19 protein-coding genes and 1 tRNA gene are annotated in these 24041 nt (G+C 71.7%); 8 read left to right on the top strand and 12 right to left on the bottom strand.

Annotated features, from left to right (window positions below):
* Window positions 1–225: a zinc ribbon domain-containing protein gene (locus tag OHA64_RS14315; protein WP_405612875.1), complete on the bottom strand. Its 225-nt coding sequence runs from the start codon at window positions 223–225 to the stop codon at window positions 1–3.
* Between the two features lie 143 nt (window positions 226–368).
* Between OHA64_RS14315 and OHA64_RS14310 the strand changes: the two genes are divergently transcribed.
* The 3 genes from OHA64_RS14310 to OHA64_RS14300 all read left to right on the top strand — a co-directional run bounded on the left by OHA64_RS14310 (window position 369) and on the right by OHA64_RS14300 (window position 4911).
* Window positions 369–2387: a transglycosylase domain-containing protein gene (locus tag OHA64_RS14310; protein WP_405612873.1), complete on the top strand. Its 2019-nt coding sequence runs from the start codon at window positions 369–371 to the stop codon at window positions 2385–2387.
* 66 nt (window positions 2388–2453) lie between these two features.
* Complete coding sequence (locus tag OHA64_RS14305) at window positions 2454–3734, top strand: hypothetical protein (RefSeq protein WP_405623972.1); 1281 nt, start codon at window positions 2454–2456, stop codon at window positions 3732–3734.
* Between the two features lie 28 nt (window positions 3735–3762).
* A complete protein-coding gene (locus OHA64_RS14300) occupies window positions 3763–4911 on the top strand; it encodes an amidase domain-containing protein (protein ID WP_405612871.1) in 1149 nt (382 codons plus the stop codon).
* 95 nt (window positions 4912–5006) lie between these two features.
* Here OHA64_RS14300 and OHA64_RS14295 read toward each other — a convergent pair whose 3' ends face one another.
* Window positions 5007–6509 carry a hypothetical protein gene (locus OHA64_RS14295; protein WP_405612869.1) on the bottom strand — a complete coding sequence of 501 codons (1503 nt, stop codon included), beginning with the start codon at window positions 6507–6509 and terminating at the stop codon, window positions 5007–5009.
* 74 nt (window positions 6510–6583) lie between these two features.
* Window positions 6584–7354 (bottom strand): DUF4097 family beta strand repeat-containing protein, encoded by a 771-nt coding sequence (locus tag OHA64_RS14290; protein ID WP_405612867.1) that lies wholly within the window; start codon window positions 7352–7354, stop codon window positions 6584–6586.
* Window positions 7355–7579: 225 nt separating this feature from the next.
* On the opposite strand from OHA64_RS14290, the gene OHA64_RS14285 reads away from it, so the two are divergent.
* A tRNA-Val gene (locus OHA64_RS14285) sits at window positions 7580–7651 on the top strand.
* Window positions 7652–7743: 92 nt separating this feature from the next.
* Here OHA64_RS14285 and OHA64_RS14280 read toward each other — a convergent pair.
* The 3 genes from OHA64_RS14280 to OHA64_RS14270 form a co-directional block, all read right to left on the bottom strand.
* Entirely contained in the window at window positions 7744–8097 is a 354-nt protein-coding gene (locus OHA64_RS14280; RefSeq protein ID WP_405612865.1) for a hypothetical protein, read from the bottom strand.
* A gap of 85 nt (window positions 8098–8182) precedes the next feature.
* Window positions 8183–9196 (bottom strand): alpha/beta fold hydrolase, encoded by a 1014-nt coding sequence (locus tag OHA64_RS14275; RefSeq protein ID WP_405612863.1) that lies wholly within the window; start codon window positions 9194–9196, stop codon window positions 8183–8185.
* A 143-nt stretch (window positions 9197–9339) separates the two neighbouring features.
* A complete protein-coding gene (locus OHA64_RS14270) occupies window positions 9340–10287 on the bottom strand; it encodes a ketopantoate reductase family protein (protein ID WP_405612861.1) in 948 nt (315 codons plus the stop codon).
* Between the two features lie 109 nt (window positions 10288–10396).
* Here OHA64_RS14270 and OHA64_RS14265 point away from each other — a divergent pair, with 109 nt between their 5' ends.
* A complete protein-coding gene (locus tag OHA64_RS14265) occupies window positions 10397–10627 on the top strand; it encodes a DUF2277 domain-containing protein (protein WP_405612859.1) in 231 nt (76 codons plus the stop codon).
* A 168-nt stretch (window positions 10628–10795) separates the two neighbouring features.
* Here the strand turns inward: OHA64_RS14265 and OHA64_RS14260 are convergent, their stop codons facing one another.
* The 5 genes from OHA64_RS14260 to OHA64_RS14240 form a co-directional block, all read right to left on the bottom strand.
* Window positions 10796–11422 carry a DedA family protein gene (locus tag OHA64_RS14260; protein ID WP_405612857.1) on the bottom strand — a complete coding sequence of 209 codons (627 nt, stop codon included), beginning with the start codon at window positions 11420–11422 and terminating at the stop codon, window positions 10796–10798.
* 271 nt (window positions 11423–11693) lie between these two features.
* Window positions 11694–12146 carry a DoxX family protein gene (locus OHA64_RS14255; protein ID WP_405612855.1) on the bottom strand — a complete coding sequence of 151 codons (453 nt, stop codon included), beginning with the start codon at window positions 12144–12146 and terminating at the stop codon, window positions 11694–11696.
* Between the two features lie 86 nt (window positions 12147–12232).
* On the bottom strand, window positions 12233–14167 hold the full coding sequence (locus OHA64_RS14250; RefSeq protein ID WP_405612853.1) for an FAD/NAD(P)-binding protein: 1935 nt from the start codon (window positions 14165–14167) through the stop codon (window positions 12233–12235).
* A gap of 304 nt (window positions 14168–14471) precedes the next feature.
* Entirely contained in the window at window positions 14472–16145 is a 1674-nt protein-coding gene (locus OHA64_RS14245) for an alkaline phosphatase D family protein (protein ID WP_405612851.1), read from the bottom strand.
* Between the two features lie 189 nt (window positions 16146–16334).
* Window positions 16335–16979 carry an HNH endonuclease family protein gene (locus OHA64_RS14240; RefSeq protein ID WP_405612849.1) on the bottom strand — a complete coding sequence of 215 codons (645 nt, stop codon included), beginning with the start codon at window positions 16977–16979 and terminating at the stop codon, window positions 16335–16337.
* 447 nt (window positions 16980–17426) lie between these two features.
* Here OHA64_RS14240 and OHA64_RS14235 point away from each other — a divergent pair, with 447 nt between their 5' ends.
* Window positions 17427–18014, top strand: a complete 588-nt coding sequence (locus OHA64_RS14235; RefSeq protein ID WP_405612847.1) for a TMEM165/GDT1 family protein — start codon at window positions 17427–17429, stop codon at window positions 18012–18014.
* A 340-nt stretch (window positions 18015–18354) separates the two neighbouring features.
* The gene (locus OHA64_RS14230) at window positions 18355–19023 is read left to right on the top strand and encodes an HAD family hydrolase (RefSeq protein ID WP_405612845.1); all 669 of its coding nucleotides are present in this window, start codon (window positions 18355–18357) and stop codon (window positions 19021–19023) included.
* Window positions 19024–19392: 369 nt separating this feature from the next.
* On the opposite strand, the gene OHA64_RS14225 is transcribed toward OHA64_RS14230, so the two are convergent.
* Window positions 19393–21201, bottom strand: a complete 1809-nt coding sequence (locus tag OHA64_RS14225) for a peptidoglycan-binding protein (RefSeq protein WP_405612843.1) — start codon at window positions 21199–21201, stop codon at window positions 19393–19395.
* Between the two features lie 603 nt (window positions 21202–21804).
* Here OHA64_RS14225 and OHA64_RS14220 point away from each other — a divergent pair.
* Window positions 21805–23907 (top strand): DHA2 family efflux MFS transporter permease subunit, encoded by a 2103-nt coding sequence (locus tag OHA64_RS14220; protein WP_405612841.1) that lies wholly within the window; start codon window positions 21805–21807, stop codon window positions 23905–23907.
* The last annotated feature ends 134 nt before the right edge of the window (window positions 23908–24041 follow it).

The following is a 24041-nucleotide window of genomic DNA, read 5'->3' as shown; positions in this document are numbered from 1 at the left end:
TCAGCCGCAGCAGCCCCCGCCGCAGCAGCCGCCGCCTCCACCGCCACTCGCCCGGGGCGCGGCCGCCGGGGCGGAGGCCGCGCCGCCGACCGCCACCGTCGACAGGAGCTTCACCGTGTCGTCGTGGCCCAAGGGGCAGGCGGCGGGAGCGGAGGACTCGGCCATCGGACGGCTCAGTTCGAAGGTGTCGCCGCAGGTCCGGCAGCGGTACTCGTAGCGAGGCATGCGATCAGGGTATCCGGGCGCGCGTCGCGACAGGGGTGTGACCAACGTCTCAAGGTCGTCATGTTCCCTACCGGTCGGTATGTGGTTGTTCCGGTCAACTTTTTATATGAAGAAACTGCGAAGATCGTTGGTAGTTTTTGGTCGTGACCGGGACAGCACAGGGCACGGGCCGGCCGACTGACCATCGCCGCCCGCGCCGTCGACGGGCCGCGTCGAAGCGGCCCCCGTGGACGGCGCTACGCCGCCTCCGCCCCGCCTACCCGCGGCAGGGCCGCACCGGTTGGCGCCGCTGGGTCCCCTCCCCGCGCCAGTCGCTCTGGGTCGCCCTGGCCTCCGTCGGCATGACCGGGCTGTTCCTGGGCGCCGCCTACGCGGCCACGGACGTACCGGAGAACCTGAACAGCTACGCCACCCAGCAGGACAACGTCTACTTCTGGTCCGACGGCACCCCCATGGCCCGCACCGGCTGGGTGCGGCGGCAGGCGATGCCGCTGGAGGACATACCCGAGGACGTCCGCTGGGCGGTGCTCGCGGCGGAGAACGAGAGCTTCTACTCCGACCCCGGCATCTCCTTCAAGGGTCTGACCCGCGCGCTGTGGCGCAGCGTCGGCGAGGGGGACACCGAGGGCGGCTCGACCATCACCCAGCAGTACGTCAAGAACGTCTACCTGACGCAGAACCAGACCCTCGGCCGCAAGTTCAACGAGGCGATGATCGCCCTCAAGCTCGACAACCAGATGAGCAAGGACCAGATCCTGGAGGGCTACCTCAACACCAGCTGGTTCGGCCGCGGCACGTACGGCATCCAACGCGCCGCGCAGGCCTACTACGGCAAGGACGTCACCAGCCTGAACGCCAGTCAGGCCGCGTTCCTCGCATCCCTGTTGAAGGGCGCGGGCCTGTACGACCCCACCCTGGGCAAGGCCAACCACCAGCGGGCCGTGGAGCGTTGGTCCTGGACCCTCGACCGGATGGTCGACATCGGCAAGTTGTCGCCGGCCGAGCGGGCCAAGTACACGACGTTCCCCGAACCGCTCAAGTCCGCCCGCGTCTACGACACCGGCAAACAGAGCGACTACCTGGTGGAGTTGGCGCAGCAGTACGCCAAGAAGTCCGCGCACATCTCGGACAAGCAGTTCGACCTCGGCGGCTACCAGATCTACACGACCTTCGACCGCAAGCGGGAGGCCGCTCTCACCGACGCCGTGGCCAAGGCCCGCGAGCGGGCGAGGAAGGACGACCCGAAAGCGGCGAAGACCGTGCACTACGGTGCCGCCTCCGTCGCCACCGACGGCCGGATCCTCGCCGTCCACGGCGGACCCGACCACCGTACGCAGGGCTACAACGAGTCCAACGCCAGTACCGTGCAGGCCGGTTCGGCATTCCTGCCGTTCGTCTACGCGGCCGGTCTCGAACACGGGGTCCACAAGACACGCGGTGGTCCCGCCACGCCGGTCACCCCGCAGACCCTCTACGACGGCGACGACGGTGTCCCCGTCACCACGCCCGAGGGGCCGTACTGGGACCGCGGCGGCAAGACGGTCGCCGCCCGCAACGACGGCGGGAGGTCGTACGGGCAGATCGCCCTCGGCAAGGCGCTCGCCGCGTCCGTGAACACGCCGTTCATGCAACTCGGCATGGACACCGGCCTGGACAAGGTGAGCAGGACCGCCGAGGCGGCCGGGCTGCTCGCCTCCAGCATGGGGCCGCAGGTGCCCGCGCTGTCCGTGGGCAGCTCCACACCGAGCGCGATCCGGATGGCGAGCGGCTACGCGACCTTCGCCGCGGCGGGCAAGCACACCGAGCCGTACTCGGTGCGCCGTATCACCCGCAACGGCTCGACGGTCCGGCTGAACACCCCCACCGCGCGCCGGGCGGTCGGCGCCCAGGTGGCCGAAGAGGTGTCCCAGGCGCTGACCGACTCCCTGCGCGCCGCCCATCCCACCGTCCCCGCCCTCGACGCCGCCGGGAAGCCCGGCACCACCGAGGACGACAAGGCCGCCTGGTACGCCGGCACCGCCGCGTCCGTGTCGACCGCGGTCGTCGTCTACCGCATGGACCTGGCCAAGTCCCTCGAGCCGCTGCCGCTCGAGGGCCTGGCCGGCAGCTCGGCCGACAGCGTCCCGTACGCCGTCTGGTCGGGCGCCATGGGCCTCGGCTGACCTTCGAGACCCGCACCGCCCCCCCACCCCGCACCCCACGCGCAGAATGAGTACCGCATGCCTCGCATGAAGACGTCCACCGGCAGGCGCCGCAGATCGCGCCCCCGCCGCCGGGCCAGCCCGGAGGTCCTGACCCTCGCCGCCTTCCTCGTCGTGGCCTCCCTGGTCGGGGGCTCCCTGGTCCTGACCCGCCAGGACCACACCGCGCCCACCGCCTCCGCCGGAACGGCCAGGACCCCCGAGGCCGCCCCGAAGGAGACCGCGAAACCCGAGTGGGACGGGAAGACCAAGGTTCTCGGGGACGGCTCCACCTCCTACACCGGCCCGCAGAAAGGGCAGTTGAAGGCCAAGCCGCTCAAAGCCGGTGAGAAGCCCCCGCAGTTCGTCGTCTTCTCCTGGGACGGCGCGCTGGAGGGCAGCGACGGCCTGTTCTCGCACTACCGGGAGCTGGCGAAGACGTACGACGCCCATATGACGTTCTTCCTCACCGGTATCTACCTGCTCCCGAAGGACAAGGCGAAGCTCTACCGGCCGCCGCAGCACCCGGTGGGCTCCGCGGCCATCGACTTCGCGACCGGCGACCACATCCGCACCACGCTGGAACAGCTCCGCAGGACCTACGAGGACGGGAACGAGATCGGCACCCACTTCAACGGTCACTTCTGCGGTGACAAGGGCGGCGGTGACTGGAGCGTCGCCGAGTGGAAGAGCGAGATCGACCAGTTCTACTCGTTCGTCGAGAACTGGAAGACCAACACCGGCTACAAGGACATCGACCCGCTGCCCTTCGACTTCAAGAAGGCGGTCGCCGGCGGCCGGGCGCCCTGCTTGGAGGGCCAGAAGAACCTGCTGAAGGCCGCCAAGAGCTACGGCTGGCGCTACGACGCCAGCTCCTCCGGCGACTTCCAGATATGGCCGGCCAAGAAGAACGGCGTCTGGGACTTCCCGCTCCAGATGCTCCCCTACGAGGGCGGCAAGTACCAGGGCCTCTCGATGGACTTCAACTTCCTCTACAACCAGTCCGACGGCGAGACCGACGGCAACCCCGCCGACTACCCGCAGTGGGAACAACAGACCGTCGAGTCCTACATGTCCGGCTTCAACCGCGTGTACTACGGCAGCCGGGCCCCGCTGTTCGTCGGCAACCACTTCGAGGACTGGAACGGCGGCATCTACATGAAGGCCGTCGACCAGGTCATCAAGAACGTCTGCACGAAGAAGGACGTCAAGTGCGTGTCCTTCAAGGAGCTGGCCGACTGGCTGGACGTGCAGAAGCCGGAGACCTTGGCGAGCCTGCGCGGACTCGATCCCGCGCAGTCCCCCGACTGGTCGACGGTCGTGCGCTGAACCACCCCCCGCGTCAAGGAGACATCCAGTGAGATCAAGCAAGTCCGTCACGAGCAGAACCCGTTGTGCCGCCGTGGTCGCGTCGGCCCTCTCCGCCGCCCTGCTCCCCATGACCGCCGCCCACGCGGCCGGCACCCCGGCCCCCGTCCTGACCGCGGCCACCACCGACGCGTTCGGCCGCGCCGCGGACGCCCTGCTCACCGAGCGCACGGCAGCCCTGCTCGAAGGCTCCTCGTCCGGTCGTACGGTCCTGAAGGCGACCGGCGGCGTCCAGCTCGCCGCCGCCCAGGCCACGACCGAGAACACCGCCCTGACCTCCCTGAAGAACACCCGCTCGCGGCTCGCCGCGCTCGGCGAGGCCTACACCGACGCGGACACCACGGTCACCGTCGACAGCACCCGCCTGAGCGGCGGCACGGCCACGGTCCAGGTCACCGAGGCCACCACGCTGACGTACGCGAAGATACGCGGCGACGAACCCGCCACCACGGGCTTCACCGCCCACCACGAACTCACCTTCGCCGCCCGCCGGGACGGCACCTGGCAGCTCACCGGCGAACGGCTCACCGACCGCGGCCCCCGCCCCGTCAACCAGCCCGCCCCGGCCACCACGGCGGCCGCCGTCCGCCCGACCGCCGTCATCGACGCGCCCAAGTCGGCGACCGTCTACCCCGCCCCGTCCAAGCCCAAGAACCTCGCCACCACGACCCCGTACAACTACGCGGCGATGGCGACGTACGCCGAGAAGTACTGGAAGAACTACAACTCCGCCTACCGGCGCTACAACAGCTCCGGCGGCGACTGCACCAACTTCCTCAGCCAGTCCCTCTTCGCGGGCGGCTGGAAGCAGGTCACCAGCTCCACAGAGGACTACGGCACCTGGTACTCCAAGACGAGCGAATCCGACACCTGGATCGGCGTCAACGAGTGGTCCTGGTTCACCCAGACCGCCAAGCGGACGACCGCGCTGCCGAACGCGTACCAGATGGACCTCGGTGACGTGCTTCAGGTGGACTTCGACAAGGACGGGTCGAAGGACCACTCCATGATGACCACGTACCGCAGCTCCAGCGGTGTCCCGTACCTGACCTACCACGACACCGACACCTACCGTCGGTCGCTGTCGAGCCTGATCGCGTCGTACCCGAACTCGGCGTACTACGGCTACCGCAGCTAGGCGCTCCGCCGGTGGTGCCGCTTTTCGTCCGCGGCACCACCTTGGCCGGTTCGCGCCCACGCGGCGGAGCCGCAAGTCGATACAGCCCGCGCGCCTTACGGCGTCGCAGAACCGCGTTCCTCGCGGATCTGCGCGACCACCCGCGCCACCGACTGCCGCACCGCCTCCGTCTCCGTGAGGAAGTGCCAGTAGTCGGGGTGGCGGCCCTCCAGGGCGCCGATCGCCCGCTCCAGGCGGGCGACCGCGTCGTCCAGGGGGCGGGCCTGCCGGGGGTCGGGGGTGTTGCGGCCCGCCATGGCGAGGCGCTGGGCGTCCCGGATGGCGAAGCGGGTGCGGTCGATCTCCTGCTGGGGATCCTTCTGGACGGCGTTCAGACGGCGCAGCCGGTCACCGGCGGCGGAGACGGACTCGTCGGTCGTGTTCAGCAGCGCGCGAACGGTCGACAGCAGGGCGGTGGCGTCCGGCCAGCGCTGTGCGTCACGGGCGGCGCGGGCCTCCCGCAGCTTCTGCTCGGCCTGCGCCACATGGTCCGCGGCCTGCTCCGGGACGTGCTGGAGGTCCTGCCAGCAGGCGGCGGTGAAACGCCGCCGCAGCTCGCTCAGGACCGGCTCGACCTGGCCCGCGCGGGTGGTGAGGGCCTGGGCACGGGTGCGCAGGGAGACCAGCCGGTGGTCGATCTCGGCGGCCCGCTCGGGCAGCCGCTCGGCCTCCACCCGGACCGCCTCGGCCTCCCGCGCCACGCGTTCGGCGCGCTCCAGGGTCTCCGGCACGCCGTGCTGTCCGGCGCCCTGGTTCAGTTTTGTGAGCTCGGGGGCGAGGGCGGCGAGACGTGCCGCCAGGTCGTCCGCCGTCAGCCCCGACCCGCGTACCGCGTCCAGGGCGTTCGACGCGGCGAGCAGTCCCTGCCGGGCCCGTTCGACCGCCGGGGCCAGCCTGGCCAGCTGCGTCTCCGCCTTGCCGAGCAGCGGCCCGAGGCTGTCGCCGAAGCGGTCCAGCTCCCGTTTGACGCCGGTCAGGTCGTCCTTGGCCTTGGTGAGCTCGGTACGCGCGTGTGCCGCGACCGACGCCTCCAGGTCGTCCCGGTCGAGGTCGTGGGCGTCGACGGCCTCGATGTAGCGCTGGCTGGTCTCGTCGATGCGCCGGCCCAGCGCGTCGAAGTCGGAGACCGCGCGCCGGGCGGCCGGGGAGTCGTCGACGGCCCTGATCGTCTCGATCGAGATCCGCAGGTCGCGCTGGGCGGTGTCCAGCTCGTAGAACGCGGCCGCCGCGGCGTCCTTCGCTGCCTGCGCCTCGGCCCGCTGGCTCTCCACGCGCCCGCCGAACCAGCGCCGGGTGCCGCCGCCGGCGAAGGTGGCGGGCAGCGCGAGCACGGCGAGGAGGGGCAGACCGACCAGGGTGAGGGTGTCGCGGAGCGCGAGCCGCAGGGGGTGTGCGCCCGGTACGGGGGCGTGTGGGGCCGCTACGGGCTCGTGTGCGGATCGCGCCGCATGGTGACCCGGCGAGGGATGGTGTCCCGGCTCGGGATGGTGCGCGAGCCGCACGGGATTGTGTGCGCCCGGCACGAACGGCGAGTCCGACTGCGGTGGTGTCGCCGTCACATCCCTCTCCCGTGCTGTGTTCCGTCCTGCCCAGTGTCATTCTCCCACCGGTTAAGGACGAACACACGGGCCGGTCAGTTCGCGGTTCGGACCGTGACTTTGCCGTCGCCGGTCTCCGCGGACACCCTGTGCGAGCTGGAGTCGCTCCGCGGCACGGACACGTCCACTCCGCCGTCGCCGGTCCGGGTCGTCACGCGGTACGTGGCACGGGGCAGCGTCACCGTGACGGAGCCGTCTCCGGAGCGGGATTCCACCAGGTCCGGTACCGAGCCGAGTTCGAGGTGCACCGAGCCGTCGCCGGTCCGCGTGCTGACCTTGCGCGAGGAGACCACGGCGCGGATCGACCCGTCGCCGGTGCGCAGCTCCAGGGGTCCGGTGGTGTCGGTGACACGTACGGAGCCGTCTCCGGTACGGATGCTCAGGGCGTCCTCGAAGCCCCGGGCCCGGACGCTGCCGTCGCCGTCCACGACCTTCACGGCGATTCCGCGCGGCACCTCGATGCGGTGGCGGGCGGCGCAGTCGGCGACCACTCCGGTGCACTTCATCCGCAGCGTCAGCCGGTCGTCCCGCATGGACCAGGTGACCTTGGGATCCTTGCCGACGGCGACCTTGCCCCGGAACCAGCGGGTCACCTCGATCTTGCCCGCCGGGGTGTCGTCCGCGGCGACGATCTCCAGCGCCGAGTCGTCGGAGTCGACGGTGAGCGTGCGTCCCTGCAGCGCGAAGGACCGGTGCTCGGGGTCCTTGTCGTCCCCGGCGGAGACACCACAGGCGGCGGCCCCCACGACGAGCAGCGTGACGACACCGGCGGCGGCGACGGTTCGGGCGACAACGGAACGGGTCATGACGAATTCCCCCTGGGACGGCTGACGAAGGCTCGGCCGGCGCTCCGCGCGCCCGCTCTTCTCCGCTCTTCGCCCTTTGACCGTACGGAGCCAGGACCTGCCGCGGGATCCAGCGCACTCCCGTATTCCCAGGGGGGTTAACCCCCGCACACGGCCGTCGCGGACCGGCCCCGATACGGGTTTGCGGGACAGCGCCCCGAGCAGGGTAGGCTGTCGACTCGTCTCGGGTGCGTAGCTCAGGGGTAGAGCGCCTGCCTTACAAGCAGGATGTCGGCGGTTCGAAACCGTCCGCGCCCACACCAGGACAAGACCCCGGCCGATCACGGCCGGGGTCTTGTCGGTTCAGTACCTTCTCGGTCCAGGACCTCCAGGATTCAGGACCTCGCGGTTCAGGCTTTCTCCTCGTCGGGGATCCCCCGAGCCCCGTGCGCGTGCTTCAGCCTCGTACGGGCCTCCACGCGCTCCGCCGCGGCGACCTCCGCCCAGAAGCGGTGGCAGCTGACGAAGACCGCGAGTTCGTGCTCGCGCTGCCGGAGTTTCTCCACCTCGGCCTGTTCGTCGGCCGTCCAGCCGGGGGAGGCGGGGCGTTCCACCTTGCGCCAGCCGTTGGCGTCACTGAAGCCGTCCAGCGGCTCGACCGACCAGGGGAGCCGCTTGAGCAGGGCCGACAGCTCGGCCCGGACCTGATGCAGCTCCTCCTGACCGGCCAGGAGGTCACTCGGAAAGTCATAGGTCGTTGCCACAGCACAATGCTACGCCTGTTCGATTTTGGGTGGCGAGTGGCTTCGGGAGGTTCATGCGTACGGATGTGACCGGACGGCTCAGTCCTCACCGGCCGGAGTCGCCGCCGGCGGAGCGGCCGCACGATTCCAGCCAGTCGAGCAGGTGGCCGTTGACCTCCTCGGGGCGTTCCTGCTGGATCCAGTGGCCGCAGCCGGCGAGGAGGTGGGAGGCGTGCAGGCCGGGCAGGGTGGTCGGGAAGGCCTCGATCGCGTCGGACAGCCAGGTCGTCGAGGCGTCCAGGGAGCCGCCGAGGAACAGGGACGGCTGGGTGATCGGCGCGCCCGCGTAATCGGCGAGGTCCTTCCAGTCGAGGTCCATGGCGCGGTACCGGTTCAGCGCGCCGGTCAGGCCCGTGTGCTCGAACTCCCCGGCGTAGAAGCCCAGTTCGTGCTCCCCGAGCCAGGCGGGCGCGCGGTCGGGGAACCGGTCGCGCAAGGTGCCGCCCGGGCTCACGAAGTGCGGGTCGGGGGCGCCGGGCGCGGGCATGGTGTCGGCGGACAGGGCGGCGTAGAAACCGGCGAGCCAGCCGCGTACGTCCGGCTCGATCTCCCCTTCGGCCCGGCCCGGCTCCTGGAAGTAGGAGACGTAGAACTCCTCCTTACCGCCGCCCAGTTGAGCGAAGATCTCGGTGGGGCGCGGGCCGCCGGGCGGGGTGTACGGGACGCTCAGCAGGCCGACGGCGCGGAACACGTCGGGTCGTACCAGGGCGCTGTGCGCGGCGATCGTCGCGCCCCAGTCGTGCCCGACGACCACCGCGGGCCGCCCGTCCAGCGCCTCGACGACGGCGACGGTGTCCGCCACCAGGTCCAGCATCCGGTACGCGTCCACGGCGTCCGGCTTCGAGGAGCGCCCGTATCCGCGCACGTCCACCGCGACCGCGCGGTACCCGGCGGCGGCCAGCACCGGCAGCTGGTGCCGCCACGAGTACCAGGACTCCGGGAATCCGTGCAGCAGCAGGACCAGCGGCCCCGTGCCCTGCTCCACCAGGTGGATCCGGCCGGCCGGGCCGGGAATCAGGCGGTGGATGGCGTCCGTGGGCTGGGGGTCCGGCTGCGGCATACGTCGTCCTCCGTACGTCTGGAGCACCGGCAGGGCGAAACCGCGGCGGTGCTACGGCTGCTCGTACGACGATCCTGCGACGGGGCCGGAGCCGCCGCCAACGTTCTTGCCGTTCCGGCAAATCGGCCGGGCGGGGAGTCCGCTCAGTGGCCGGTGTTCCTCAACTCCGCGACCACACGGGCCGTCACCGGCGCCGGCACCCCGTGCCGCTCCGCCGCGCGCAGCAACGACCCGCCGATCGCGTCGAGTTCGAGTGGACGGTCCGCCTCCGCGTCCCGCTGCATCGACGACTTCATGGCGGGCGGGAAGGCGTCGTAGCGGGCCAGCGCCTGCGCCGGATCCGCCGGGCCGCCGCACGCGGCACTGATCGCGGCGGTCTCCTCCACCAGGGCGGTCAGCTCCTCGCGGTGGCGGGTGCGGATGTCGCCGACGGGGAGGCCGTAACGGGTCGTCAGCAGGGCGAACGGCGCCAGGAACGACATCTTCGCCCACAGGGCCGTCGTCTCGTCGGCCAGCACCCGGGCGGCCGGACCGGCGGCGGTGAGCGCCTGGGCCAGGGCGTCGAGACGCTCGCGGGGCACCCCGTCGCCCGCCAGGTCCACCTCGGCGAACGGGCTGGTGTGCTCGATCACTCCCGGGGCCACGCGGGTCGACTCGACGCGGATGACGGCCGGGGCGACACGGTCCGGACGGTAGCGGGCGCGCAGGGCCGCCGGGTGGTCGACGCCGTTCAGGAGGGGGACGAGCAGTCCGTCGCCGGGTGTGGCGGGCGGGACCCGGTCGAGGGCGGCGTCCAGCGAGGTGTGTTTGACCGCGACCACGCACGCGTCGACCGGTTCGCGGAGGGCGGTGTCCGCCTCCACCCGGGCCGTGAAGTCGCCGTACCGTGCGCTGCGGACCTGGATTCCTGCCGTACGCAGGGTGTCGGCGGTTTCCGCGCCGGCCAGGCAGATCACGCGGTGGCCGGCCCTGGCCAGGAGCGCGGCGAGCAGGCCGCCGGTGCCGCCGGGGCCCAGGACGGCGACGGTGAGGTCCGGTGCGGTGTCGCTCACGGTGCCGCTCGCCGTATCGCTCGCCGTTTCGTGCGCCATGGTGGGGATCCTCTCGTCGGTCGGCCCCTTCGTGGTGGCCGCCTCGGGTGATCATCGCAGGGGCGGGGTTGCGCGGACAGATGTCAGTCCGAGGGGCGAGACTGGGGGTATGTGCCGAAGCATCAAGACACTCCGTCCGCCCGTCCTGCCCGAAGAGGCGACGGAGGAGGACATTCGGGCCGCTGCCCTGCAGTACGTGCGGAAGGTGTCCGGCTTCCGGGCGCCTGCCGCGCACAACGAGGAGGTGTTCGACCGAGCCGTCGATGTGATCGCCGAGGCCACGGCCGAGCTGCTGGCCGGTCTTGAGGTACGGGGAGTTGCCGCTCGGCGGGCGGGGTAGCGCGGGTCGATCCCGGGTGCGCGGGGCTTGATCCGCTTCCGGGGCTGGATACGGGACGCAGGCCGGCCCCGCTGCGAGCTGCCCCCACACCGGCCTGCCGCGCGCTGTGTCCGCCGCCCTTTACGGCACACGCGCTGTACCCGCGCCGCCCCTTACGGCACGCGCGCGTTACGGCACTTCCACCGCCTCCGGCTGCCGTCGCATCACGTACGCCGCCCCGGCGCCCGCGCCGAACAGCGCGAGGACCGACACTCCCGTCGCCAGCCAGGTCGTGCCCAGCCACTGGGCGCCGAAGTAGCCGAGAGCGACGCTGTAGACGGCCCAGGAGAAGCCGGCCAGCGCGGACCAGGGGAGGAAGTCGCGGGCGCGCCGGTGGGCGGCTCCGGCGCCCAGGGAGACGACCGAGCGGCCGGCCGGGGCGAAGCGGGCGAGGACCACGAGGGCGCCGCCGCCACGTGCCAGGGCCGTGCCGAGACGTTCCTGCGCGCTGCTCAGCCGACGCGAGCGGGCGATCGCGCGGTCGAGGCGTTCGCCGCCGCGCCAGGCCAGGCGGTAGGCAACCAGGTCGCCCAGTACGGACGCGGTGGTCGCGCAGAGGATCAGCGCCAGGATGTCGGGCACCTCGTGCGGTACCTGGCCGGTCGCCGCGCCGGAGCCGGCGGCCGCCGCCGTGGCTGCCGTGATGACCAGGACGCCGCTCGGCAGGACCGGCAGGAACACGTCCAGGAGGACCGACGACGCGACCATGGCATAGATCCATGGACTGCCGATCAACGCCCCCACACTCTCGAACACCGCGACTCCCCCTGATCCCCCGTGATCCCCTGTGGTCGGCCGTGCTGCGTCGCCGCGGGCGTCGCGGGGGTGCGGCAGGGGCGGCCCATAACAGCCATACAGCGTACGCCTGGGGCGTGACGGCCCGTTCACCGGGGGCTCGTGTGATCGGCACAGCGCGTTCACGCGGCTGCCGCGTTCCGGGAGGAGTCCGGAACGCGCAGCAGAACGGCGTCCGTCCCAAGCGGGACGGACGCCGTGGTGCCGGGTGAGTCCGGCAGGTCCGGCCGGGTCAGGCAGCCACCGGAGACTGCTGCCTGGCGGGGTCCTCCGAGGCGGCCGAGCGCTTGGCGAACAGCCGGTCCAGGCCGAAGGCGCCGGAGCCGGTGAAGACCAGCAGCAGGAAGGCCCAGCAGAACATCGCGGCGCCCTCGCCGCTGTTCTCCATCGGCCACAGGCCGTTGGGCTGGTGCACCTTGAAGTACGCGTAGGCCATCGAGCCCGAGGAGATGAACGCGGCGGCGCGCGTGCCCAGGCCGAGCAACACGAGGGAGCCGCCGACCAGTTCGATGACGGCCGCGTACCAGTTGGGCCAGGTGCCGGCATCGACCGTGGCGCCGTTGCCGTCGGCGCCACCGAGGACGCCGAAGAGCGAGGAGGCGCCGTGGCACGCGAAGAGCAGGCCGACGACGATGCGGAACAGGCCGAGGACGTACGGCTGGGCGCTGTTGAGGCGTCCGGTCATGGTGGGGGGCACTCCTTCGGTGAGGCCGGTCCGGGGAGGGACCGGTCTGGGGACGGAACCGAGCGGAGGACCCACGTTAGGTGCGCCTAATCAATGCTTGCAAGTTCAACATTTGGCCATGACTTTGTCTCTGTTTCCCCTCGTGTTTCGCCTGCCACTGCACGTAGGACGCCTCTCGCCACCGCATCCGCGTCCGAAAGCGTGACCGAATCCACACCTGGCCGGGCCCCCGCCGCGGTCACCCAGTGCACGCCCTCCGTGGGAACCCCGAAGGCGAACCGCCTTGCGTGGGCGCTCCCCTGACGGTCAATCAGGCGATAGGGGCGCCGTGTGACGTCCAATCCACCGGTCTCGTAGCCGTCCACCAGGTGCGGTCGGCACTGGCCGGTCTTCAGCAGTCGGGCGAGCAACTCGTCGGCGGTCCGCCGCAGGTCCGGCTCCGGGAGCCGCGCCTCTATGAGGATGCTCACGCGGACGCCGGAACCCGGCACCTCGGGGGAGTGCGCCACCCAGGCCCCGTCCTCCTCGCGGACCTCGAGACGCGGCCCGAGCACCTCCACCACCCCCGCCGCCACCAGCGCGGCCAGCTCCTCGATGCGCCGCCGGGGCGGCCCGATGGACAGGAACGCGTTGAGCGGGGTGTACCAGCGGTCCAGGTGGTCCCGGCGGGAGGTGCCCGCGAGTCCGCCGTGGTCGACGATCTGCCGCAGTTCGTTGCGCAGGTCGCGCAGTACGTCCAGGGCCGCCTTCAGCGGACCGGCGACATTGCCGAGCGCGGCCTGGGCGGCGTCCTCGCGCAGGTGGTCAAGGAGCCACTCCCGCCAGGCGTCGGGGTCGGGGAAGGCCCGTTCCGCGTACGGGCGGGAGATCCTGTCCCAGGACCAGCGGTCCGTCTCGGACACGCCGAACTCGTCGAGCACGGCGGTCTCCTCGGGGCTGCCGTGCGCGGTGGCGAGAAAGCGATCCCGGAAGGTCGTGGGTCCGAACTTGGTGGCCCACAGCTCGGTGGCGCCGAACTCGCTGTCCCCGACGAGGCCTTCGTAGTAGACCGTCTCCACCTCCTTCGCGACCAGCGGCCATATCTCCGCGAGGAAGTCCGGGGCCTCGCCGGAGTCGGCGCGCTTGCGGAAGCGGGCGATCGCGTCGTCGGTGAGGACCCGCGGGAGGTGACGGCCGTAGGGACCCTTGGCGTTGTCGCCGCGCGCCTGGTAGGGGATACCGCGCCGCGAGCCCGCGTACAGCCGCGGCTCGCGGCCGGACGGTATGTAGCGCAGTTCCCGGCCGTCGCGGATGAACCGGCCGCCGCGACCGGTCGTCAACAGGGCCATGTGATCGAAGAAGTTGAGGCCCAGGCCCCGCAACAGCACCGGTTCGCCGGGGGCGACGGGAGACAGGTCCACGTCGGCCGGGTTGGCGGGCGGGATGTGGCGCAGGCCGTGGCGTTCGGCGTACGCGGAGTGCCGCCGGAGTGCCGGGTCCGCGACGACCGGCAGATGGCCCTGGGCGAGGACGACGGCGGACAGACCGGACAGGACCCGGCCGTCGTCGAGGGTGAGGGACTGACGGCCGTCGGGCGCGTCGTCCAGCCGTACCGCGCGTGCCGTGTGCGTCTCGACGCGCAGCTCCGACGACGCCTCCCGCACCGCCCGGGCGAACACCCACTCCAGGTACCGGCCGTACTGGGCGCGGGTCGGGTAGTCGTCCGGGCCCAGCGCCCCGTCCGCCCACTCGTGCAGGCTCGGGCCCGGCCGGATCGGTCCCGAGCAGTCCACGCTGTCGTCGGTGAACAGGGTCACCTGCGAGGCCACGGTGTTCATCAGCAGCTCGGACGACTGCGCGGTCCGCCAGACGCGGCCGGGGCCGGGCGGCGCCGGGTCGACGACGTGGACCGTCAGCCGGGCGTCGGGCGGGAGGAGTTCCGGTGCGGAGGCGCAGAGGCGCTCCAGGACGCTGGTGCCACGGGGCCCCGCGCCGACCAGGGCGACGGAGACGGGCACGTGGTCCGTGGTCGGTGCGGGCAAGAGGTACTCCCGGGCGTGTGGGGCGCGTGACGGGGCTCGTTCGCGGCGGAGCTGCGGCGGAGAGGTCGGCGGTGGGGCGGCGGGGATACGACGGAGGACGGCGGGGATGTGGCGGGGATACGGCTCGGCGGAGGCTGGAAGGTGGGGGCGGAGGACGGAGAGGTCTCGTGGGGTGGCTGGAAGTGGACCGTCCGCCTCATCATGCCGTCGGCTGCCGCCAGAGCCGACCCCCGGGGGTACGGACTGTGGGGCGCGTCACGAGCATCACGGGTCACGGGCACAACAAACGGGCCCAACACGTCGATTACGGGACGAGTTCGGACTCCACGACCGTCTCAAGCCGGGGCTTCGCCCCGCGCGTCTCCTGTGCCTGCTCCAGTCGCAGCCGGGCCGAACGGCCGCGCAGGGTCAGTGTCATGAGCTGGTTGCCGAACCAGGGACCGCCCGTCTTCCGCCAGCTGACCGCCGGCCGGCCGCAGCCGCCGTGCCGGGTGAAGCGCCGGCCGAGGGTCCTGGCCACCGCGCTCCAGCCGAAGCGGAAGCCGAGCCTTATCGACAGCGGGATGGAGTTGTGGACGGGGGAGCAGGTCAGTTGGAGGACGCGGGCGTCCGGTGTGCCCGAACTTGTCCCCGAACGTGCCCCGGAAGATGCCTCCGAAGGCCACTTCGCCTCGGCCACGTACGCGTGGTGCACGTCTCCGGACAGCACCAGCACGGTGGCCGGAGCGTCCGGTCCCGAACCGGCCTCGGCTATCAACGCCGCCAGCGCGTCGAAGGACGCCGGGAAGGCCGCCCAGTGCTCCAGGTCGGCCTTGCGGCGCAGGTCCTCGCCGAAGCGGGCCCAGCGGGCGCCCTTGTCGCCCCGGCACAGCGACGCGTTCCACGCCTCGGCGTCGTGCACCAGGTGGGGCAGCAGCCAGGGCAGCGAGGTACCGATGAGGAGGTGGTCGTACGACTCCCGTGAGTCCAGCGCCTGTTCGCGCAGCCAGAGTTCCTCGCCGGGGTGGAGCATCGAGCGGTTCTGCTCGTCGAGGACGCGGGCCGCCCGGCTGTCCACCATCAGCAGCCGCACGCGGCCGAAGTCGCGCCGGTAACTCCAGCGCACCGACGCGGCGTCGGCGTCGGCCTCGGCGGCGAAGGTGCGCAGCGCGTCGGTGCCGTCGGGAGCTCCGAGCACGGTCGCGTACAGCGGGTCGGCGGCCAGTGCGTCTGGCGACAGGTTTCCCAGGTGCTGGTGCACCCAGTACGACATCAGGCCGCTCATCAGCCGTTGCTGCCACCAACCGGTCTCCCGCATGTCCCGCAGCCAGGCGGCGGAGGTGTTCCAGTCGTCGATGACGTCGTGGTCGTCGAAGATCATGCAGCTGGGCACGGTGGACAGCAGCCAGCGGACCTCGGGGTCGAGCCAGGACTCGTAGTAGAGGTGGGTGTACTCCTCGTAGTCCGCCACCTCGCTGCCCGGCGGGTCGTTCAGGTCGCGGCGGGCGGCCAGCCAGCGGCGGGTCGCCGGGGAGGTCTCGTCGGCGTACACCTGGTCGCCCAACAGCAGCAGTACGTCGGGCCGTTCGCCGTCGGGGTCGGCCGCGATCCGGGTCGCGAGGGTGTCCAGGGCGTCCGGGCCGACCGGGTCCTTCTCGCCGGACGGGGGCGCCGCCCAGCGGCAGGAGCCGAAGGCGACGCGGACGGGGGCGCCCTCGCTCGGGGTGTGGATGACGGAGTCCGGGAAGGGGGAGTCGGGCAGCGGCCACACCCGCTTGCCGTCCAGGAGTACCTCGTAGGACCGCGTGGTGCCCGGGGTGAGGCCGGTCACGGGGACGAGGGCGTAGTGATGGCCCTCGATCTGGAAGGAGCGGGCCTCGCCGCCGGTTCCGTCCGCGCAGCGCACCTCGGCGGCGCAGGGACGGCTCGTCTCGACCCACACGGTCGCGGACGAGCCGTCGACATACCTCAGCAGTGGTCCCAGGCGCAGTCCCGCCACGTGATCGCCCTCCTCCGTCGCACCGTACGGTACGGAACGACGGAGGTGGTCGGGGAGGTTCCGGGGATCACGGTTCGGGAATCCCGGTGTGCGGATCCTGTGTGAGCGGTGCACGGGACGGGCGTCGGAGATGCGTCAGAGATTCGCGAAAGCAGCGACCGGCAGCTGCCAGCAGCTCGTCGGCAGCTGTCAGCAGCTCGACAGGTAGTTCGTGAGCGCGCTCTTCTCGGCCGAGTCGACCGAGAGGTCGTAGTAGTACTTCACCTGGACCCAGGCGCGGACGTAGGTGCAGCGGTAGGCGGTGCGCGACGGCATCCAGGTGGCCGGGTCCTGGTCACCCTTGGCCTGGTTGACGTTGTCCGTGACGGCGATCAGCTGCGGCCGGGTCAGGTCGTTGGCGAAGGCCTGGCGCCGGGCGGTCGTCCAGCCGCTCGCACCGGAGTCCCAGGCCTCGGCGAGCGGGACGAGGTGGTCGATGTCCAGGTCGGAGGCGGCGGTCCAGGTGGCGCCGTCGTACTGCGAGTACCAACTGCCGCTGGTGGCGGCGCAGGCGGAGTCGGTGACGACGCTCGAACCGTCGCGCTTGAGGACCGTCTCACGGGTGTTGCAGGTGCCGGACTGGGTGATCCAGAGCGGGAACAGGTCACGGTCGTAGCCGGTGCGGTTCTCGGTGGCCACGGTGAGCGAGGCGAGGTAGGTGCGGGCGGTGGCGGCGCTGACCGGGGTGGGGAGGGCGGCGGAGGCGGTCGGGCCGTTGAACAGCGCGACGGAAGCCATGACTCCGGTGAGCGCCGCGAGTATGCTGATCCGTCGACGCGCGTAGAACTTCGGCATGCGAACTCCCTTGGGGTGTGGGGGTGTTGGAGTGCGAGCGAGGACATGCTCGCGACTCCGCATTGCGGGGAGATGTGCGTACGGTGAGAAGTTAGTGACGTGAGCATGACACGACAAGGCATGCGACGTGAGGGCTTCGCGTACGATGGACGGCGCAGAAGGGGAGTAGCTCTTCGCCGGACCCGTCGACATACTGCTCAGCTCGTCTGAGCCGGCGCCCGGAGGTGGACCTCGGATCCTTTGGGTCGTTCGGATCTTTTGATCGTTCCGATCCTTTGATCGTGAGGTCGGCCAGCGAGACCTTCGGCAAGCAGTGCCTGCCCGTGCCGTCCCGGTACGGGCGATGAGTGCGCTGCCGTGCCGAGGTGTCGCTTCGAAGACTCGAACTCGAAACTCTTCGAAAGGCTCAGCACTCTCGGTGGGGCGGCCCCGACCGATTGAGGAACCTTGATCAGCTTCACCGTGACGGCGGTCGTCTTCGGCGTCGTCTTCCTTGCCGAACTGCCGGACAAGACCGCGCTCGCCGGTCTCGTCCTCGGCACCCGCTACCGCGCCTCCTATGTCTTCGCGGGCGTCGCCGCGGCCTTCGCGCTGCATGTCGTGCTGGCCGTCGCGGCCGGCAGCGTGCTGACCCTGCTGCCGCAGCAGATCGTGCACGCGATCACGGGTGTGCTGTTCCTGGGCGGCGCGGCCGTGCTGCTGAGGACGAAGGACGAGGCCGACGGTGACGCGGAGATCCGCAAGCCGGAGAACCAGTCCTTCTGGAAGGTCGCCGGCGCGGGGTTCATGCTCATCCTGGTCGCCGAGTTCGGCGATCTGACCCAGATCATGACGGCCAACCTCGCGGCCCGCTACGACGACCCGATCTCCGTCGGCCTTGGTGCGGTGCTCGCGCTGTGGGCGGTGGCCGGACTCGGCATCGTCGGCGGGAAGGCCCTGATGAAGAGGGTGCCGCTGCGGCTGATCACCAAGATCGCGGCGGTGCTGATGCTGGGGCTCGGGGTGTGGAGCCTGTGGGAGGCGGCGGCCGGTTGAGGGGCGTCCGGGTTCGCCGGTCAAGGCCGTCCGGGTTTGCCGGTTGGGGGCCGTGCGTGTCCGCCAGGTTGAGCGGCGGGGGTCCGTGGGGGTGGGCGCCGCGGTCCGTGGGTTGGTGCCACGGTCCGTGGGTCGGGTGCCGCGGGTCCGCCCGCTGAGCTGAACGGTGTGTGAACTGTTTCGGGAGACGGTAGCGGGAAGCCGTACTTGTTTTGTACCGTGAAGAAACAAAGTGGCTCCCGCTCGTTCTCCCTGACCGGCGGGCGGGGCCACCTTGTCCCTCCGGGGGACAGCGGGAGACACCCCGGCGCCCCCTCGCCACCGTGCCTTGGAGCTGCCGATGACGGCCCCCGTCGCGCCCACCGTGCTCACCGCCCGCGCTCTCCTGCTGGACATGGACGGAACGCTCGTCAACTCGGACGCCGTGGTCGAACGGATCTGGCGTCGCTGGGCCGAACGGCACGGGCTGGACGAGGGCGAGGTCATGAAGGTCGTCCACGGCCGACAGGGCTACGCCTCGATGGCGCTGCTGCTGCCCGACCGCCCGATGGAGCACAACCACGCCGACAACGCGCGCATGCTCGCCGAGGAGACCGCGGACATGAACGGGGTCGTCGCGATCCCGGGCGCGCCGGAGTTCCTCGCGTCCCTGCGCGGGCTGCCGCACGCCCTGGTGACCTCCGCCGACGTCCCGCTGTCGACCGCGCGCATGGCCGCGGCGGGGCTGGGTCTGCCCGACGTCCGCGTCACCGCCGAGTCCGTCGGCGCGAGCAAGCCCGACCCCGAGGGGTTCCTCAAGGGCGCCGCGGAACTCGGCGTGGCCCCCGCCGACTGCGTCGTCTTCGAGGACTCCGCCGCCGGCATCCAGGCCGGCCGCGACGCCGGGATGCGCGTCGTCGGAGTCGGCCCGAGGGCCGGCGTCCACCGGCCGGACGCGTTGGTGCGGGACCTGACGGAGGTGCGGGTGGAGTCGGCGGGGGACGGGACGATCAGGCTGTACGTCGGTTAGGGGCGGCGCTTTCCGCGCTTGGACCGGTCCTTTTCGCGCCTGGACGCTCTTTTCGCGCCTGGACGGGCTCTTTCCGCACCTGGACCGGCCCATTTGTCGGCTGGACCGGCTTCTTCGGCGGCCGGACGGGCCCATTCGGCGGCCGGCCCGGCCCATTCGTCGGGCAGGTGGCCTCCCCACGTCGGCAGGTCCGGTTCATTGGTCGGCCAGAGCGGCCCATTCGTCGGCCAGGCGGGCTCCACACGTCGGCCGGGCCGGCCCGTTCCTCGGCCAGGCGGGCTCGCACGTCCGGCGGGCCGGCCCGTTCTTCGGCCTGACCGCCGCCTTCGTCGGCCAGGGCCGGTCCCTTCCTCCGAGTAGCCGGCGGGCCTACGGCTCCGAGGTCTCCTTCTCCAGCGCGGCGCGGGTCTCGAGGTCGTAGACGCCGAGGTTGTCGGTGCCGACGTCACGGGACCACTGGTAGTTGCGCAGCGCTTCCTCGACCTGGGTGCTGAAGTCGCCGTTGACCTCGCCGTTGTACAGGAATCGCTGGTGCAGGCGCTCCTGGAGTTCGGTGACCTCGGGACCGCTGTCGCCTCGGCGTAGGACGGGGACGCCCTGTTCGCCGTTCGCGACCCCCTCCTCGGAGGCGGAGCCCGACTCCGACCCCGCGTCGGTGCCGCCGTCGGCGGTGCTCGTCGGGCTCCCTGTCGGGGTGGAGGCGGACGAGCTCGGCGAGGCGCTGGACTCGGACGTCGAGGGCGACGAGGAGGGCGAGGAGCTCGCACTGGTCGGGGGTGGAGCGGCGGATGTCGGTGGCGCCGACGCGCTCTCCGTGTCCGGGGACACCGACGCCGCGCTGGTCGAGGTGTCCGGAACGGCCGCCCGGACGTCCTCCGGCGGGGCGCCTTCCCGTGCGGGCGTCTCGTACGCGAACAGTCCACTGGCCAGCCCGGCGGCCGCCACCACGGCGACGACGGCTCCGCTGGCGGCGAGCAGAGCGGTCCGGCGACGCCGACGCGTAGGCCGATCGCCCTCGACCGGCAGGTATCCGACGGTCCCGGCGTCGTCGCCCGTACCGCCATTTGCACCACCCGTTGCACTGCCCGCGTCGAACATCCGCAGGTCGTTGACGCTGGGAGCAGTGGCCGGGGGCGCCAAGGGGGTCGGCAGCACGGACGTCGCGTCGAGGGGCGGCGCGGCAGGTGTGCCTGCGGCGGGGCGTGCAGGGGACGCGCTTGCGGCCGGAGACGTACGCGGCGTGCCTGCGGCGGGCAGCAGGGTGGTGGCATCGGCTGCGCCCGGCGGGTCGGCTGCGGGCCGCGAGGGGGGTGTGTGGGCTGCCGCGCGGTCTGCTGCGTGGGCTGCTGGGCGGTCTGGGTCCGGATTGCCGGCGGTGGTTGCTCCCGGCGTGCCGGTCGGATCCGCGGCGGGCCGCGCTGCTGCGGTGTCGGCGGTGGGGAGCAGGGCGGTCGCGTCGGATGCGCCGGGCACGGTGGCGGGGCGGGTCGCACCCGAGGCACCGTTCGGCCCTGCGGCGGGCGGCCCGTCGGCGGCGCGCTGAGTGTCGGTCACGCGGGCGGCGCGGGGTGCGGCTGTCGCGTTCATGGTGGGTAACGCGGCGGTCGCGTCGCCTGTGGCCTGCGCGGAGGGCGCCTCGGCCCCGGGAGGAGCGGACGTCGGGTCCACGGCGCGCAGCGTGACGGTGGCGTCCAGGTGGGACGAGTCGGTGTTCGGTGTGGTGGGTGTGGCGTGGCCTCGGGCGGCGGGCCAGGGGTCGCGGCCCTCGGTGCCCGTGTCCATGCGGGGGAGCGCAGTGGTGGCGTCCAGGTGGGACGAGTCGGTGTTCGGTGTGGTGGGTGTGGCGTGGCCTCGGACGGTGGGCCAGGGGTCGCGCTCCTCGGTGCCCGTGTCCATGCGGGGGAGCGCAGTGGTGGCGTCCAGGTGGGACGAGTCGGTGTTCGGTGTGGTGGGTGTGGCGTGGCCTCGGACGGTGGGCCAGGGGTCGCGGCCCTCGGTGCCCGCGTCTACGCGGGGGAGCGCCGCGGTGGCGTCCAGGTCGGTCGAGGCAGCTGGCGGGGCGGTAGGCAGCCCGTCACGCGCGGCGCCGGGCGACGTCGCCGTGCCACCCGGCGCTCCACCCCCGTCACCGCGCACTCCAGCCCTGCCGCCTCTCCCGCCCGCCGTGTCGTCCGGCATCCCTGTCGTGCCATCCGGCGTTCCCGCCCTGGCACCCGGTACCGCATCCGGCGTTCCCGCTCTGGCACCCGGTACCGCGTCCGACTTTCCTTCAGGCCTCGAGTGCCGCTCCCCTTGGGGCCCCGGCCCTGGCTGCCGCTCCCCTTGGGGCCCCGGCCCTGGCTGGCGCTCCCCTTGGGGCCCCGGCCCTGGCTGGCGCTCGCCTCCGGGCGCGAGCCCCTGCTCCCGCTCGCCTTCGAGCTCCGGCTCCGGCCCCCCGTCCGGCTCCAGTTCCACATATGGGCGTATCCGCAGCGGATCGAAGTCCTCCGCCGCTGCCGCCTCCGCCGTGCGCGCGTCGCGCAGGGCGTCGGACGCTCGTCGGGTGCAGCCGCAGGACGGGGTGTTGTCGGCCGCCCTGGGCGTTCCGCACTCCGGGCACAGGTGCCCCTTCGACTCGTTCACGTGTTCGCTCCTCCCCTCGCGAACTTCAGAGGTTATGCAGATCTCCTTCACATCGTCGCCTCGAGCCCCCGGAACGTCCGCTTCCAAAAGGACTCAACAGGCCATAACTGGTCACACCGATCACGATGGAACTCGAAACGGGACGCTCAGGAGGACTTCATGGCCGGGGACGCGCACGCTGTGACCGGGAAGGTGGGAGACGGGCAGGACGGGCAAGGCGGGCAGGGCGAGCAAGACGGACAAGGCAGGCCGGATGCGCGGGAAGAGCACGTACCCGGCAACGTCCTCGTCTCCATCGGCGCCCTGCTCCTCGGGATGCTGCTCGCCGCCCTCGACCAGACCATCGTGTCGACGGCGCTGCCCACCATCGTCAGTGAGCTCGGCGGCCTGGACCACCTGTCCTGGGTGGTGACCGCGTATCTGCTCGCCTCGACCGCCGCGACCCCCCTGTGGGGCAAACTCGGCGACCAGTACGGGCGCAAGCGGCTGTTCCAGATCGCGATCGTGATCTTCCTGGTGGGGTCGGCGCTGTGCGGCGCCGCGCAGAACATGCCCCAGCTGATCGCCTTCCGGGCTCTTCAGGGTCTCGGCGGCGGCGGGCTGATGGTGCTGTCCATGGCGATCGTGGGGGACCTCGTCCCGCCGCGCGAACGCGGCCGCTACCAGGGGATGTTCGGTGCGGTCTTCGGGACGACCAGCGTGCTCGGTCCGCTCCTCGGAGGGTTGTTCACCGAGCATCTGAGCTGGCGCTGGGTCTTCTACGTCAACCTGCCCGTCGGCGTCGTCGCCCTCGCCGTGATCGCCACCGTCCTGCGCATCCCGCGCAAGTCCACGCGGCACGTCATCGACTACCTCGGCACGTTCCTGATCGCGTCCGTCGCCACCTGCCTGGTGCTGGTGGCGTCCCTGGGCGGTACGACATGGGGCTGGGGCTCGCCGCAGATCGTGGGCCTCGCGGTGCTGGGCGTCGTACTGGCCTTCGCGTTCGTGGCCGTCGAGCGGCGGGCCGCCGAACCGGTCCTGCCCCTCAAGCTGTTCCGGATCCGCACCTTCGCCCTGTCCGCCGTCATCAGCTTCGTCGTCGGCTTCGCGATGTTCGGCGCGATGACCTATCTGCCGACCTTCCTCCAGGTCGTCCAGGGCGTCACCCCGACCCTGTCCGGTGTGCACATGCTGCCGATGGTGCTCGGTCTGCTGCTGGCGTCGACGTTCTCCGGACAGGTCGTCAGCCGTACCGGCCGCTGGAAGGTGTTCCCGGTCGTCGGCACCGGTGTGACCACCCTCGGTCTGCTCCTCCTGCACCGGCTGGACGAGCACAGCTCCACCGCCGCCATGAGCGCCACCTTCTTCGTGTTCGGGCTGGGGCTCGGCCTGGTCATGCAGGTCCTCGTCCTGATCGTGCAGAACGCCGTCTCGTACGAGGACCTCGGCGTCGCCACCTCCGGCGCGACCTTCTTCCGGTCCATCGGCGCCTCCTTCGGCGTCGCCGTCTTCGGCACCGTCTTCACGAACCGTCTCGGCGACAAGCTGACCGACGCCTTCAGCGGCACCCGGCTCCCGCCCGGCGTCTCGGTGGACGCGCTGGAGTCCGACCCCCGAGGTATCGCCGCCCTGCCGGCCGGCCTGCGCCCCCCGGCCCTGCACGCGTACGCCTCGTCCATCACCGACGTGTTCCTGTACGCCGCTCCCGTCGCCCTCGTCGGTTTCGTGCTGGCCTGGTTCCTCAAGGAGGACCCGCTGCGCGGCTCGGTCACGGCCCCGGACGTCACGGAGACCCTCGCCAGCAACCCGGTGGAGCGATCGTCGTACGACGAGGTCTGCCGCGCGCTGTCCGTGCTCGGCACCCGCGAGGGCCGGCGTGAGATATACCGGGAGATCACCGCCCGCGCCGGGTACGACCTCCTGCCCGCGGCGAGCTGGATGCTGCTGCGGATCAAGAGGTACGGCAGTGTCGAGCCGGCCGTGCTCGCCGAACGCACCACCCTCCCGCTGACCGTCGTCATCGAGGCCGCCCGCCAGATCGAGGAGCGCCGGCTGGGCGAACGCCGGGGCCTCGACCTCGTGATGACCGAGCAGGGGAGCGAGGTCGCCGACCGGCTCGCCGAGGCCCGTGCGGAGTCGCTGGCCAAACTCCTCGGCGACTGGTGGGGCCCGGACAGGCCGACGGACCTGGTGCAGCTGGTGAAGGAGCTCAACAGCGAGCTGTGCGGGTCGGAGGCGGAGCGTCCGCACGACGGGCGCCCGGTGCCCCGGTTCGGCTGAGGTTCCCGCGGAACCAGTGTTCGGCGTACAGGTCGTCGTTGTGTGGCTCGGGTTCGCCCTTGCGTCGACCGGACCGTCGACTGGGCCGTCGACTGGGCCGTCGAGCGGGCCTGCGCCGAATCGGCACGCCGTCG

The sequence above is a fragment of the Streptomyces sp. NBC_00076 genome (assembly GCF_045041235.1).
Lineage (GTDB): Bacteria > Actinomycetota > Actinomycetes > Streptomycetales > Streptomycetaceae > Streptomyces.
Note: the sequence above shows the minus strand (reverse complement) of the source record. Positions and strands in the feature narration are given on the sequence as shown.

What these genes read in the sequence shown, in the direction of transcription:
- OHA64_RS14315 (WP_405612875.1), bottom strand. Translation starts at nt 225, where the DNA reads ATGCCTCGCTACGAGTACCGCTGCCGGACCTGCGGCGACACCTTCGAA.
- OHA64_RS14305 (WP_405623972.1), top strand. Translation starts at nt 2,454, where the DNA reads ATGAAGACGTCCACCGGCAGGCGCCGCAGATCGCGCCCCCGCCGCCGG.
- OHA64_RS14290 (WP_405612867.1), bottom strand. Translation starts at nt 7,354, where the DNA reads ATGACCCGTTCCGTTGTCGCCCGAACCGTCGCCGCCGCCGGTGTCGTC.
- OHA64_RS14275 (WP_405612863.1), bottom strand. Translation starts at nt 9,196, where the DNA reads ATGCCGCAGCCGGACCCCCAGCCCACGGACGCCATCCACCGCCTGATT.
- OHA64_RS14270 (WP_405612861.1), bottom strand. Translation starts at nt 10,287, where the DNA reads ATGGCGCACGAAACGGCGAGCGATACGGCGAGCGGCACCGTGAGCGAC.
- OHA64_RS14265 (WP_405612859.1), top strand. Translation starts at nt 10,397, where the DNA reads ATGTGCCGAAGCATCAAGACACTCCGTCCGCCCGTCCTGCCCGAAGAG.
- OHA64_RS14255 (WP_405612855.1), bottom strand. Translation starts at nt 12,146, where the DNA reads ATGACCGGACGCCTCAACAGCGCCCAGCCGTACGTCCTCGGCCTGTTC.
- OHA64_RS14240 (WP_405612849.1), bottom strand. Translation starts at nt 16,979, where the DNA reads ATGCCGAAGTTCTACGCGCGTCGACGGATCAGCATACTCGCGGCGCTC.
- OHA64_RS14230 (WP_405612845.1), top strand. Translation starts at nt 18,355, where the DNA reads ATGACGGCCCCCGTCGCGCCCACCGTGCTCACCGCCCGCGCTCTCCTG.
- OHA64_RS14225 (WP_405612843.1), bottom strand. Translation starts at nt 21,201, where the DNA reads ATGCCGGACGACACGGCGGGCGGGAGAGGCGGCAGGGCTGGAGTGCGC.
- OHA64_RS14220 (WP_405612841.1), top strand. Translation starts at nt 21,805, where the DNA reads ATGGCCGGGGACGCGCACGCTGTGACCGGGAAGGTGGGAGACGGGCAG.